Source organism: Pseudoalteromonas sp. JB197, from assembly GCF_002332205.1.
Lineage (GTDB): Bacteria > Pseudomonadota > Gammaproteobacteria > Enterobacterales > Alteromonadaceae > Pseudoalteromonas > Pseudoalteromonas nigrifaciens.
On sequence record NZ_NRGZ01000001.1, the window covers coordinates 2,881,772 to 2,896,670 of the forward strand.

Annotated in this window: 5 protein-coding genes and 1 pseudogene; 5 read left to right on the forward strand and 1 reads right to left on the reverse strand. The window is 41.2% G+C overall.

The genetic code is table 11. From position 1 onward, the window contains the following. The first annotated feature begins 40 nt into the window (after positions 1-40). From glmS to CIK86_RS13645, 4 genes are all read left to right on the forward strand, one after another. Positions 41-1,861 (forward strand): glutamine--fructose-6-phosphate transaminase (isomerizing), encoded by a 1,821-nt coding sequence (gene glmS / locus CIK86_RS13630; RefSeq protein WP_011329617.1) that lies wholly within the window; start codon positions 41-43, stop codon positions 1,859-1,861. A gap of 137 nt (positions 1,862-1,998) precedes the next feature. Continuing rightward, positions 1,999-2,817, forward strand: coding sequence for a heteromeric transposase endonuclease subunit TnsA (locus CIK86_RS13635; protein ID WP_024602314.1), 819 nt, complete (start codon positions 1,999-2,001; stop codon positions 2,815-2,817). Next, on the forward strand, positions 2,807-4,876 hold the full coding sequence (locus CIK86_RS13640; RefSeq protein WP_086993159.1) for a Mu transposase C-terminal domain-containing protein: 2,070 nt from the start codon (positions 2,807-2,809) through the stop codon (positions 4,874-4,876). The genes CIK86_RS13635 and CIK86_RS13640 overlap by 11 nt, the downstream gene beginning before the upstream one ends. Positions 4,877-4,889: 13 nt before the next feature. Beyond that, entirely contained in the window at positions 4,890-6,470 is a 1,581-nt protein-coding gene (locus tag CIK86_RS13645) for an ATP-binding protein (RefSeq protein WP_024602313.1), read from the forward strand. Positions 6,471-6,587: 117 nt separating this feature from the next. On the opposite strand, the pseudogene CIK86_RS13650 reads toward CIK86_RS13645, so the two are convergent. Further along, positions 6,588-7,796 (reverse strand): annotated as a pseudogene (locus tag CIK86_RS13650) (IS256 family transposase). A gap of 805 nt (positions 7,797-8,601) precedes the next feature. On the opposite strand from CIK86_RS13650, the gene CIK86_RS13655 reads away from it, so the two are divergent. Then, positions 8,602-14,898 (forward strand): non-ribosomal peptide synthetase, encoded by a 6,297-nt coding sequence (locus tag CIK86_RS13655; RefSeq protein ID WP_086993158.1) that lies wholly within the window; start codon positions 8,602-8,604, stop codon positions 14,896-14,898. Position 14,899 lies beyond the last annotated feature (1 nt).

Consider the following 14,899-nt stretch of genomic DNA (forward strand, 5'->3'; position numbering starts at 1 on the left):
CTGTTAGATTGCAAATATTTAAAAAATTAATGGAGACACTATGTGTGGAATAGTTGGGGCAGTTGCAGAACGTCCAGTAAATAAAATTTTAGTTGAAGGCCTTAAACGCCTTGAGTACCGTGGTTACGATTCAGCAGGCGTAGCACTGCTTGATGGCAACACCCTTAAAACTGTAAAAGCAGTTGGTAAAGTAGTAAACCTAGAATCGGCACTTGAGCAATCAGGTGTTAGCGGCCATACAGGTATTGCACACACTCGCTGGGCTACTCACGGTAGTGTAACTGAAGCCAATGCACATCCACATGTTTCAAGCGGCCAGCTAGCACTAGTACACAATGGCATCATCGAAAATCACGTAAGCTTGCGCGCCGCACTTAAAGGCGACGGTTACGAGTTTTTATCAGACACCGACACCGAAGTAATGGTGCATTTAATTCACCAACTTCGCCAGCAACACAAAACCTTACTCGCATCAGTACAAGCTGCCGTTAAGCAATTTGAAGGTGCATTTGGTACAGTTGTATTTGATAAAGACAACAGCAACGAAATTATTGTAGCGCGCTCAGGCAGCCCACTTGTTATAGGTTTAGGGCTTGGCGAAAACTTTATTGCCTCTGATCAATTGGCACTACTACCGGTTACTCGCAGCTTTATATTTTTAGAAGAAGGCGACGTAGCACGTATTACACGTGACACAGTAGAAATTTTTGATGCCGATGGCAACGCTGTAGAGCGTGAAGTGGTTGAATCAAACATCACTCAAGATGCATCAGGCAAAGGCGATTACCGCCATTACATGCTAAAAGAAATTTACGAGCAGCCACTTGCTGTACGTAATACCCTTGAAGGGCGTTTAAACAACGACCGAGTAGCAATTGACGCTTTTGGCGACAGTGCACAACAAATATTTAAAGATGTAAAACACGTACAAATTATTGCCTGTGGTACGTCTTACCATTCGGGTATGGTTGCACGTTACTGGCTTGAGCAATTTGCAGGCGTAAGCTGTAATGTAGAAATTGCCTCAGAATTTCGCTACCGCCAGTCGTTTGTACACGAAAAAAGCCTACTAGTAACTATTTCACAATCAGGCGAAACAGCCGACACACTTGCTGCACTGCGTTTAGCAAAGCAACAAGGTTACATGGCGTCAATGACCATTTGTAACGTACCTGGCTCATCACTTGTACGCGAATCAGACCTTGCCTTTATGACCAAAGCCGGCGCCGAAATTGGCGTAGCATCTACTAAAGCGTTTACTACGCAATTAGTTGGTTTGTTAATGCTTACTGCGTCTATAGCGCAAGAAAAAGGCCTTGATCAAAGCGCAATTGTTAATGCAATTAAAGTACTACCTGCAAAATTAGAAGAAACTTTACAGCTTGCAGATAGCATTGCCGAGTTAGCAGAAGAGTTTGCCGACAAGCAGCATTCACTATTTTTAGGCCGTGGTTCACAATACCCAATCGCAATGGAAGGCGCGCTTAAGCTTAAAGAAATTTCGTACATTCACGCAGAAGCCTACGCTGCAGGCGAGCTTAAACATGGTCCACTAGCACTAATTGACGCCGACATGCCGATTATTGTTGTAGCACCTAATAACGAACTGCTAGAAAAACTTAAATCAAACGTAGAAGAAGTACGGGCGCGTGGCGGTATTATTTACGTATTCGCAGATAAAGATTCTCACTTTGAATCAGACAACACCATGCGTGTTATCAACGTAAATCACACTGACGATATTATTGCGCCAATTGTTTACACCTTACCATTACAGCTACTGTCGTACTACGTAGCGGTAATTAAAGGCACAGACGTTGACCAACCTCGTAATTTGGCTAAATCGGTTACTGTTGAATAACAAGAAGTTAGTGTTATAAGATAAATGTGCGACCATAATATAGTTTGATGTTTTATAATATAGTTTGATGTTTTATAATAAAGTTTGAACTTTTTTCTTCCCCTGCTATCTTAAAATAATAGCAGGGGAAGAAAAGCATGCATGATTCAGAAAGACCATTAGACCCAAAAGATGAAAAGCGTCTTAAAACCAGAGGTAAGGGAGCTGGTAGTAAGTATGAACCTTTCATTAAAGTCCATGAAATTAGTAGTAGAGGAGAAAGTTTTCGAATTTTTGGCCGACATTCGTCACGCCCCCACCATTTACTCTCCCGCTTAGAGTTATCTGCTTTCCTTGTTTTTGATCGGTACCATTTAACGATAGATATAAAAGAGCAATACCCCATTCCTATTGTGGATTCACTGAGTATTTGTCAGAGGTTAGGTATCAAGCACCCACAAATATCCGGAAAATTAAAAGTAGTTACAACTGACCTAGTTATAGAAATGAAAAATAAGTTAGGGGTGGCTATTGCGGTAAAATATGCGGATGATTTGGACGAGCAAAGAACTGTTGAGAAATTGCAAATAGAAAAGTGCTTCTGGGAACAGCAAGGATATGAATGGAAACTATTTACTGAGCAAGAAATAACACCAGCTATTAAAGAAAACTTAGAGTGGCTACATGCTGCTAATCAAAACTCTAATGAACTTTATAAAGACTTGTCTACTTCAGATATTCAACAAGTATTTGAACGCCTAGAAGAATCAAAAAAAAGCTTATCAGCAACTTGTTCATTACTTGATGATAGTTATTCATGCGAGCCCGGCTTTCATATTGGAGTTATGCGTAGAGCGATTGCAGCTAATATTATAGATGCCCCTTTAAATAAGGTCTTTAGGCAATGGATATGCTCAGATCTTAGGCTTATTGGAAATCTTGCTTTGGTAAGGGGAGATATCGAAGATGTTTCTTAATCAAGTTTATAAAGATCCGCATTCAGAGCAACTAACTCAGCTACGAGTTGTTTTTGAGCATATTGATTACTTAATGCTTATTGATATTAACGACGCTAATGCATGGCCTTATCGAGTTGATATAAATGAATTTTACTCATTAGGTTTAGTTAAAGAGCCTGACCCTATTACTTTAAGAACTCCTGAACGAAGCTCAAAAACAGAGAAAGCTAGAGATCGAGCTTTTACTACTATTTCACCTTTACTAGAAAATTACGTCGATTTATTTGATAAGAAATTACGGAATACCCACATAAGATCGATTATTGAGATGGCAGGTGAGCCTCGTCTTTATATTACTCGTCAATTAAGGCGTTACTGGCAGAGAGGTATGGCACCCGATGCTTTAACTCCTGACTATTCTAAATGTGGTGCCCCCAGAAAAGCACGAAGAAATACGAAATCAAAACTAGGAAGAAAGCGCTCTGTTTCACCCGGACAAGGCATGATTATTACAGACGAAATTGCAGAGATATTCAATTTGGCGATAGAAGGGTTTTATCTGATAAGAGAAGATGTTGACTTACCAAAGGCTAGGGCAAAAGCAATTGGTTTTATAAAATCCAGATACCCAACAATACGCGAAAGTGAATTACCAACAGATATTCAGTTTAGGTATTTTTTTGAGAAAAATTACAGTAAACCTGAGGTAATTAAAGCTAAAAGTTCAAGCATTGAGTATGAAAAAGATATAGCACCATTAAGAAGTACCGCCGTTACAAATAACTTTGGTCCCGGAGCTCGTTATGAAATTGATGCAACCATAGCAGATGTGTACTTAGTATCTAACCAAGATCCTGATCGTATTATAGGCCGACCAATCATCTATAAAGTCAAAGACGTGTTTAGCCGCCTGACAGTTGGGTTATATGTGGGTCTTGAAAACCCATCTTGGGCAACTGCATCAATAGCTTTAGCTAATACATTTTGTGACAAAGTTGAATATTGCAAGCAGTTTGGTATAGATATTTCTCATGCTGACTGGCCGAGTATAGGCATTCCAGCAACTATTACAGCTGATAGGGGAGAATTGCTTGGTAAGCATGGAGATATATTAGTTAATCGGTTTGGGATTACTTTATCAAATACTCGGGCATATAGAGGGAATGATAAAGGAATTGTGGAAAAGTCATTTGATACAATGCATGTAGATATACTTCCTTATGTAGAGGGTAAGGTTCAACCCTTCAATGGAAAAAAGAAAGCGGGTAAGCGTAATGAGCTGTCAGCAAATTTAACATTATTTGATTTTACTAAAATGGTAATAGTCTCAGAAATTAACCGTAATACTACCACTCCATTAAAGGACTATGATTTTGAAAGTGATATGCCCACAAGTCTTGCTCCTATACCAGTTAAATTATGGCTGTGGGGGATTAAGAATCGAACAGGACTGCTACGCGAAATTGACCAAAAATTAATAACGATTAACTTGCTACCTCATGATAATGCGACTGTGTCTGTTATGGGGATTTGCTTTAAAGGCCTTTATTACACTTGTGCGGAGGCTGTTAGTGTAGGTTGGTTTCATAAAAATAAATCAGCTAAAAGACCCAAAAGCGTAGAGGTGGCCTATAACCCGCTTGATACAAATATTATTTATATTAGGCCAGATAATCAATTCGATAATTATTGGACGTGCTCATTACAATCTCGAAGCCGTAGATACCTTGATATGACTTTTACTGAGGCGGTAAGTATTCTTAATGAATCTAGAGGAACAATTGCTGCAACGAAACAAAAAGCAGACTATAAAGCTCCTGATGTGCAAGCAGAGTTAGAAAAAATCACTAAAGTAGCAGCTGAGCGACAACAAAAAGCTGATATATCAAATTCTTCTCAAAGGTTGCATGGCATTCGTGAAAATCGTACTAAAGAGAAGGACTTAGAGCGTCAAAAAAATCGTGATTCACAAAAGCAGTCTAATACTGACAATAAAGCAACTGTGACGCCTATTAATTCAAACTCAAATACGAAAGAAGATGTTGGTTTTGACTATCCTGATCTTGATGACTTTTAAGGAGTGCATTTAAGTGCCTTATTTTGAAAATGCCGTATACATAAATGCTGAAATCACTGAATACGAAGGTCACCCACTAATAAATGCGTTGCCGCCAATAAATTCACCACAGGACACTGCGCAATTGATTCGGCGCATACCAGAAGTGCGTCCAGAAGAGGTTGTTTTACCTGCGTATATTCGCAGGCATGCTATGCTTCGAATAATGGATGGCTTTTTATATCCAACAAAAGCACATTTACAACTTGAACAAACAATTTCATCGATGATTAGACAGGGGTATCTGAGTCGTAATATTGCAGATAAAAGCTATCAAGAAACCCTTAACAATACCGCAGATTTTCAAAGTATGAGCCGAAATGCCGGTAATGAGGCTCTAGTAAGCTCAGTAATTGGTTGCTCAGGAGCAGGTAAGTCCACAGCGGTTGAAGCTATTTTATCTGGCTACCCTCAAGTTATAATGCACTCAGAATATCAACACGTGCAATTAGTTTGGTTAAAGGTTGAATGCCCTCATGACGCATCAATAAAAAGCCTTTGTATTAATTTTTTTAGGGCACTTGATAGTGCGTTAGATAATAATAGTCAATATGAAAAGCAATATGTAAAGCCAAGAGCAAATGCAGAGGTGTTACTCGGGGACTTTGCACGGATTGCTGCACTACATTCAATAGGGTTATTGGTTATTGATGAAATTCAGCATCTTGAGCGTTCCAATTCAGGTGTATCTGAAAAAATTCTTCGTTTCTTTGTGCAACTTACAAATACAATAAAATTGCCAATTTTGTTCGTTGGTACACCGAAAGCCTATGAAGTTTTTTCGCCAAGTATGCGTTCAGCGAGACGTGCATCACAATTTGGCAGCATTAATTGGAACCGATTTAATACAGCCGATAAAACAGGTAAAGGAAGTGATTGGGATCGGTTTTTTACTCAGCTTTGGTCATTGCAATGGTTTAAATCTTCTCAGCCATTAACTGATGAAATTAAAAATATTTTTTGGGATTACTCACAAGGAATTGCTCATGTTGCGGTAACCCTTTTTTACTTATGTCAAACAAGAGCTGTAACTATTGGCCGTGAAATAATCAACGAACAATTAGTTGAAACCATTTTTGATGAAGAGCTTAGTATGATTCGCCCAATGATTAGAGCCTTACAAAGTGGAGTTGAAGACGAAATTCAAAAATATGCAGATTTAGAAATACCTAAGGCTAGCTTAATTCAGCATGATAAGACATATATTGAGCCAGAGGGTTCTACAGATAGTAAAGACAACAATGATGATCTAACTAAGCTACAGCAACTTACAAATATGTTAGGGCAAATGGGAATTGGTGATGATATTGCCCCTGTAGTAGCTGAGCAGGCATTAGAGGAGCTGCCCAATAGCAACTTATTTGACTTGATTGCACATATTAAAAACTTACAAGAAAAAGAACAGCCAAAACCACAGGTAAAACAATCAAAGGTAGTAAAGCTTACACCTAAATATATTGATAAAGATCTAAGGTTGATGATTGGTAATAAAGGTACTACTTATAAAACTATGAAAAATGAAGGGGCTATACTCCGCCTCGCAGATTATTTATAGATAATTAAAGAAAAAGATGATAAAGCATAATCTAAATTATTGATGGGGTAATTTGGAAGATTTTATACCATACAGAGAGCCTGTAACGGATTCTGTGTAACTGCCCGTTTTTACATTTTAAATATGTTTATTGAGGCGTTCCTCAAACTCAATGATAAAACGACTCATTTCATTACGCCAGTCTCGAATTGGCATCGTTCATTTTTTCGATGCCTCTTTTATTGCCAAATAAATCATTTTTCTTGCAGAATTATCATTTGGAAATATTTTACGCTTTTTAATCGCTCGGCGAATAACGCTGTTGAGTGATTCAATAGCATTCGTTGTATAAATAGCTTTTCGTATTGCGTCAGGGTAATTAAATAACGTATTTAAGTTATCCCAATTCGCACGCCATGACTTCGCTATTTGCGGATATTGATTGTCCCATTTTTCTGCAAACCGCTCCAATTCTAGCAGTGCCTCTTCTTCTGTCGACGAGCGGTAAATCAGCTTCAAATCAGCCGTGACGGCTTTATAATCTTTCCATGAAACATACTTCAATGAGTTGCGAACCATATGCACTATACACAACTGAACATGTGTTTGAGGGTAAGCAGTATTAATTGCATCAGGAAATCCCTTTAGGCCGTCTACGCACGCTATTAAGATATCTTCAACGCCCCGTTGACTTAATTCAGTGAGTACACCTAGCCAAAACTTAGCGTCTTCATTTTCAGAAATCCACATGCCAAGCAGTTCTTTATGGCCGTCAATATTAATACCTAAGGCAAGGTAGATAGACTTTTTGATAACACGCTTATCTTGGCGTATTTTTACAACTAGGCAATCCAAATAAACAATAGGGTAAATAGCATCCAGTGGTCGAGATTGCCATTCTGTAACCTGCTCCATCACAGCACTGGTTACACGTGACACCAATGTAGGAGAAATATCAGCGCCGTACCACTCATGAAATGCATTTACGATATCACGGGTGCTCATTCCTTGGGCATACAACCATAATATTTTATCATCCATTGAGGTAAATCGAGATTGATGCTTTTTAACAAGCTGCGGCTCAAAAGAGCCTTCACGGTCGCGGGGCGTATCAAGCTCAAATTCACCATCTTCTGTTTTGATACGCTTGCTTGTTTTACCATTGCGGCTATTAGCACTCGTGGATTTACTGTGTTTTTGATAGCCTAAATGCTCATCCATTTCTGCATTAAGTGCTGCTTCAACGGTTATCTTTTTTAACATCTGACTAAATTGATTTAAATCGTCTGGTGTTTTAATGCTTTTAGCCGCTTCCTTAGCAAACGCTTCGAGTTCTTCTTTATTCATGTTCATCGCCTAATCCTTAAACTCTTGATAGAGTAAATTATGATAGGCATTTACACAAAATTAGTTACATCCTCTTTTATGCTTAACTTACTTATTTTCATGGCGTTACGATTATGTCCCTATGAAAATCATATCGATATATTTAGGTTCAGAAGTTCTGTTAGTCTAAAGCCTTTTATGTTTTTTCTTTAGTTAGCCATTTTTCTACGCACTGTATTTTAACGCTTTTCGTTTTCTCGTTTCTTTATTCATACGGCTACTTCCTTATGAAAATTAGGCGAGTATTACTTCTAGCTTTCAAGGTCGAGCGAATTGTTAAGATCTGGCAGTACAATTATTCAACCCAGTTGAGCTAAATTTAAACAATCTCAACATGTATTTTTTGACCATTAATCCTCATAATGTCATTCACTATATTTGTTGTTACATACATCATTTGACCCGTCTCCAATGTTTTCATTTGCCATAAAAGATTTGCTTCCTGTCGAGATACTCAAAAATGGCAGAGTGAAATCATAGTTATAATTTCCAGTTTTTTACCAGTCTAAAGGGTCCTGAGCGTCCTTCTTGTAAAACCTGAGCATCCTCTACAGCCCTTTATTTATGCAGTATTCAGATATTCTGAGTAATTCAAGGATTAACCAAGGGTTATCCAAGGCGTGAAGGGGCTGCTTTTCTAAAAAAATCCAGCCAATGTAGCGTCATCGAAATAAACGACAAACGATTGGTGAAAATCTCGGACGCAATTGCGGTATTGCAAACTTCATCAATCTTACATGACAACCCACCGCAGCTGGAGAGATAGATGAGTGACACCACCCAGGTATTAACTTCACCCATACAGGTGGCCAATTGGCACGAGCACCAACGTTCTGCACCGTCACGATTCAAGGTCGCGGCTATTTCAGTATTGATTTCTTCTAAAAACGCAGTCGCGTCACCTAAGAAATTTGCAGAAATCGAACCTTTATTTAATGAACTGCTCGCCACTTATGAGATTTTCCGTACAGGCTATTACACTAATTCTCAAGGTATTGTAGAGCAGTGTATAAACTCGAACATGTCGGTTGAGTATCAATATCACCCGCAAACTTCAGGTGTAACCTTGGATCTCGATGCATTTAAACAAGGTCTTTTCGATAGCCGATGTGAGCGTGATTTAGCAACGTCATGGTTGGCGATTGATGTGGTCGAACTGGATGGAGACACTCATTGGGTGAGTATTATGCTGCCCACGATGAACGCTGACTTATTTACTCTAAAGCAACTGATGCAAATGTTGCTCTTAGCTACGCAAAATGGTCGCCAAGCTGTACTACAGCAGCTCAGTGATGAAGAAGTACAGTATTCGGATATCGCTTATTGGCTCAGTGATTTTCTTATTAATGATGAGTTAGAAGAAGCTCGTCAATACTGGCAGACAGAGCAGTTTCATGCCACTGGAGCAGATAAGTTTCATTTACGTAACTATCTTGATACTGGCACGGCTGGATGGAAAACCAAAGAATTAGACCTCTGTGAATCTCTACACCCTCTCAAAGATCTTGCTCAACATTTGGGGGTCGTTTTATCTGATGTGATTGCAAGTGTGCTACGCCAGGTTATTCAGCAGTGCTCAGAATCTGCCATCATGACCCGCTTGTTGGACAGCCGGATTGATGAAGCATTGTTCAGTGCTATGGGGCCATTAAGTCGGAGTGTACCGATGCACTATCAGACAGTGCAAGATATCCATGTGGATGCTGGCGCTGAAATGGCTGCCAGAGCGTTATCTCAAGACTACCTAGAGTGCTACATCAAACCTGATGAACTGGAGCACCAATATTTTCCGTTTGCTTTCTCTCATCTTGAGTGGCAGGACTCAGCAGATGTGCAACTGGATGAAATTCATTATGCTGCAGAGCCTACAAAGGTTGATTTCTGTTTCGTTGAAGGCGAACAAAAAGCGACTATCCAAGCCAACTTCGATACTAGCTATATCAACGAGCAAGCCCTCCACACTCTTTTTAGTAAGATTGAACGCCAAATTAGTCGATGTATCACAAATGCACAGCAGAACACTCCCTCTTCGTTCTTTCAATTAAACGGACCTGAAGCCAACTACGCGACAAATGATGTTGTCAGTTGGTTTGAAAGTATTGCTGATAGTCACTCGGGGAAAGTGACGAGTGTTAAGTTAGCTCTCGCTAAGGAACCTTTACACAGTGAAAGCTTCTCGCAAATAAATAAACGAGCAAACCAGTTGGCTCATTGGTTAATAGAGCAGGGCATAGAAAAAGGCGATCTGATCGCCATTAATATGCTTCGTTCTGTGGAATTTGTTATCGCGTTGCTCGCTTGTGGTAAAGCTGGCGCAGCGTATTTACCCCTTGACGAAGAGCTGCCCCAAGCGCGTGTACAGGACATAGTCGAAGAGGCTAAACCTGCACTCATTCTCAGTCAGCATGCGCTTGAACTTGAAGGTTGTCGTCAAGTTCGCTGGTGTGATATTGACTTAGAACAACAGGCTCAAACCGCCCTCAATATTACCCGTCAACCGGAAGATTTGGCTTATTTGCTGTTTACTTCGGGGTCTACTGGCAAACCTAAAGGCGTAGCTATTAGCCATAGAGCCTTGAATAATCACATGCAGTGGATGTTACAAGAGTTTGATTTTAAAGACTCTCATCGATTCTTACAGCGCACTTCTGCGGGCTTTGATGCGTCCGTATGGGAGTTTTGGGCACCTATGTTGTGTGGCGGCGATATGATCATCGCTGAAAAGGCTTTGACTCTAAATGCTGTTGCACTACAGCATACGTTAATCGAACATAGTATCAACGTCATGCAGATAGTGCCCTCTATGCTAGAGGTTTTGCTGGATGAGCCTGACTTGGAGCAATTTCCGACTCTGAGTTATTTGTTTTGCGGAGGTGAACAGCTTACTAACGCTACAGCTCAAGCGGCGCTGAAACAGTTTGATTGCGAAGTCATCAATCTCTATGGTCCTTCAGAATGCTGTATTGATTCTACTTTTTGGCGCTTTGATGCTGCACTTAATACCAATGCTGTGCCTATTGGTATGCCTATCGACAATAACCGCTGTCGGGTGGTAAAAGCAGATGGAAGTATAGCTACGCCTGGCGAAGACGGTGAGTTATGGATTGGTGGCGCTGGGGTTTTCAGTGGTTATCTTGGGCAGGAGCAAATGACTCGTGACGCCACATGGTATGACGAAGAAGATGGCCTTTATTACCGCAGCGGTGATCAAGTACGAGTGCTTCCCGATGGGAATTTGTTCTTTTTAACTCGTAATGATAATCAAATAAAACTCAATGGTCTGCGTATTGAACTGAGCGAGATCACTGAGCTACTGCGCAACCGGTCGTTGGCCGAGCAGGTCCAGAGTGTTTATGACAATGAATACAAAAGTATTTATCTGTTTGTACTTGATCAAAAATCTGCTTCTAATCGAGAAATTCAGACTACCTTAGCGGCACATCTACCTGAGTATATGCAACCGCAAAAAGTGGTTCGTTTGGAGAGATTTCCCACTTTATCAAATGGTAAATTGGATCAAAAGGCCTTAATTGCTCAAGCCAGAGACTCTGGGGAAACGAACTATCAGCCTCCAAAATCAGACACTGAAATACGTCTTTATCAACTTTGGCAAGAGGTGTTGAGCTCGCAAAACCGCTTTGGTATCAATGAAGACTTTTTTGCACTCGGTGGTCATTCATTGATGGCGATGAAGCTAATGGGAAAAATTTCTCGTTCGTTCAATATTGACATCAATGTGCGGGATCTTTTCGCCCATAGAAACATAAAGCAGTTAGCTGATTTTGTAGATTCACAGGGCTCTAGGGTGCAGCAAAGCATTGAGCAGACTGACAAGACAGTACCTGTATTCTTATCGCATCAACAGCAGCGCCTTTGGCTGATTGATATGATGGAAGGGGGCTCTCCACAATACAATATGCCTGTGGCCTTTGAACTAAAGGGACAGCTCGATGTTCAGGCGCTACAACTAGCATTGAATGCGGTGGTAGAGCGCCATACCATTTTACGCAGTACCTATCATGAAGAAAATGGTACTCCTTATCAGAGCATCCAACCTTTGAAGAAAGTGCCATTGCGCCTAGAGAGCATCACTGAGGCTCCCATCGCGCAGCGCTTGGAGCTCATAGCTGAATTAGTAGCTGCTGAGGCTGGAAGGGTGTTTAAACTGCATGAAGACGTGCTACTGCGAGCTTGTTTGATAGCTGTGGCAGAAGATCACCATGTGTTGCTATTCACTTTACATCATATCGCAGCTGATGGTTGGTCAATGAACACCTTGGCCCAAGAGTTTGCTAGTCTTTACGACAGCTTTACCGCCGACAAAAATGCAGATGCCTTATCTGCACTACCGCCATTGTCAGCACAGTATGCTGATTATGCCCACTGGCAGCGTCAACATTGCAACGAGAATTATCTTGGTGAGCAACTAGCATTTTGGAAAGGTACTTTGGATGGTTTGCCGCCAGTACACAGCCTGCCACTTGATAAAGTGCGCCCTGAAATCCAGAAGTTCAATGGTGCGAGCCGTAAACAGCTTCTTTCCCAGTCCTTGTTGGAATCTTTGACACAGTTGGCGAATAGCCAAGGTAGCACTTTATTTATGTGCCTCCAGGCTGCATTTTCTCTATTTTTGTGTCGTTGGAGCAATGTCAAAGATATCGCAGTTGGTAGTCCCATCGCAGGGCGCAACTCACCAGATGTTGAATCTCTAATCGGCTTTTTTGTTAATACTCTAGTATTTAGAACTCGTCTTGATCAGGAAATGAGCTTTTTGCAGTTATTAGAGCAAAACAAGCGTTACGCTCTACAAGCTTATGCAAATCAGGATGTCCCTTTTGAAATGCTTGTGGATGAATTGCAGCCAGCTCGAAGTACCAGTCATAGCCCTCTGTTCCAGATTTTGTTCTCTTTACAAGATGATCAACAAGCCAGCCTGAGCATGGCTGACTTGGAAGTATTTGGTGTGGCAGAGCACAATCATATTGTGCGTTTTGATCTTGAGCTAACCGCAGCGCAGTTGGCTGATGGTCTAGTACTTAACTGGGGATATGCTACGAGCCTTTTCCATGCTGACACTATCGAACTGATGTCTAAGAGTTTTGAGTTGTTTTTACAGCAGCTAGTGTCTAACCCTGAGGCCTCAGTGTTTAGCTTGCCGTTGTTACCAAAGTACTATCAGGACGAGCTATTAACACCACCTCAGCCTGCGGAAAATAACCTTTGTTTGCATGAGCTTTTTGAGCAGCAGGTTACTTTGAATCCCAACAAACCAGCAGCGAGTGATTTGCATCAGGAGTTTAGTTATGCAGAACTCAATACTTTTGCCAACAACGTCGCAGTAGCGCTTGAGCAAAAAGGCGTAAAAGCCGGTGATCTTGTGGGTTTATGTTGTCGTCGCGATGTGAGTATTGTGGCTGCTATTTTGGGTATTTTAAAATGTGGTGCTGCCTATGTACCTATGGATCCCACTTATCCAAAAGCAAGACTGCAAGCTATCACAGAAGACAGTGATATTCGTGTCGTAGTAAACAATACAGATACAGTTGAGCGTCTCAATCAAGACACTCAAAGCGGTCTGTTCAGTAGTGTAGAACAGTTGCTGTTAGATACTGTTAGCCGTGACCACAGTTCGTCAGAACTGAAGTGGCAGATAACTAGAGCTGCCATTCACCCTGATAATTTGGCATACGTTATTTATACGTCTGGCTCAACGGGTAAGCCTAAAGGTGTTAAAATTCGTCACCGCAACGCTGTTGCCATGCTACGCTGGGCTGAACGCACGTATTTAGCTCAAGAACTCAAAAAGACCTTAGCATCCACCTCGTGTAATTTCGACTTATCCGTATTTGAGATGTTTGCACCTCTGTGTTTTGGTTACCAATGTGTCGTGGTGGAAAGCGCCTTAACGCTAGTAGCAGATGCCCAGCATGACAGTCTTAAAGGTATCACCCTTATTAATACTGTGCCCTCGGCAGTTAGATTGCTGTTGAATAGCCAGGCAATTCCTGACTCGGTATCTACTGTAAATCTTGCTGGGGAACCGCTAGATGGACCGCTTGTCAATCAGCTGTTGGCTTTACCCCACTGCCACAAAGTCTATAACCTTTACGGCCCATCGGAAGACACGACCTATTCAACTGGCGTGTGCTTTACTCAGCCCCTATTTGATGCTCCCAGTATAGGTAAGCCTATAGATCATACTCAGGCTTTGGTTCTTTCTTCCGAAGGCCAGTTATTACCAAAAGGCTCTGTGGGCGAACTTTATTTGGGTGGTGCAGGTGTTTCGGCAGGCTATTTAAATCAGGAATCGTTGACTCGCGAGCAATTTGTTTACAGTCCTTGGGATCTCCAACGGGAAAACGTGCTCTATAAAACTGGCGATCTAGTTAAGTACTTACCGGATGGCAATCTACAGTATGTGGGCAGAATCGATCACATGGTCAAACTCCGTGGTTTTCGTATTGAATTAGGAGAAATTCAGCATGCGTTTGTGGCTTCTCCGTTAGTGGCTGAGGCACAAGCCATGGTGGTCGATAATGGCGATAATCCTATTCTGGCTGCATTTATCACCGCAACGGGCATGCACAAAGGGTCCAATGAAGACTTAGAAAGCATGGTTCGCGAGTTTGTGTCAGAGCAACTACCAGCCTATATGTTGCCGAATCATATTATTGTTTTGTCTCAATTCCCCCTCACGGCCAATGGCAAGGTAGACAAGTCTGTGCTGTTAGAGATGTTGGATAACGTGGATGAGACAGAACACCTTGAGGCGCCCACCACAGAAACCGAAAACCGGATTTTGGCTATGTGGAGCAAAGTGCTGGGTAAAGAGGTGCTTGGCACTAACATCAACTTTTTCACTGTCGGAGGTAATTCACTACGGCTTACCCGACTGTATATAGAAATCAAGCGCGAATTTGGGTTGGACATCACGCTTAAGTCGCTATTTTCCCGCAATACTGTCAAATCACAGGCTGAACTTGTTGACGCCCATCATTTGATTAATCCCAATTTTGAACTCAACCCATCGGCTGAAGATGAGCTAATTGAAGAGGAATTTTGAG

Coding starts and splice junctions, on each gene's coding strand:
- glmS (WP_011329617.1), top strand. CDS start 41: ATGTGTGGAATAGTTGGGGCAGTTGCAGAACGTCCAGTAAATAAAATT.
- CIK86_RS13635 (WP_024602314.1), top strand. CDS start 1,999: ATGCATGATTCAGAAAGACCATTAGACCCAAAAGATGAAAAGCGTCTT.
- CIK86_RS13640 (WP_086993159.1), top strand. CDS start 2,807: ATGTTTCTTAATCAAGTTTATAAAGATCCGCATTCAGAGCAACTAACT.
- CIK86_RS13655 (WP_086993158.1), top strand. CDS start 8,602: ATGAGTGACACCACCCAGGTATTAACTTCACCCATACAGGTGGCCAAT.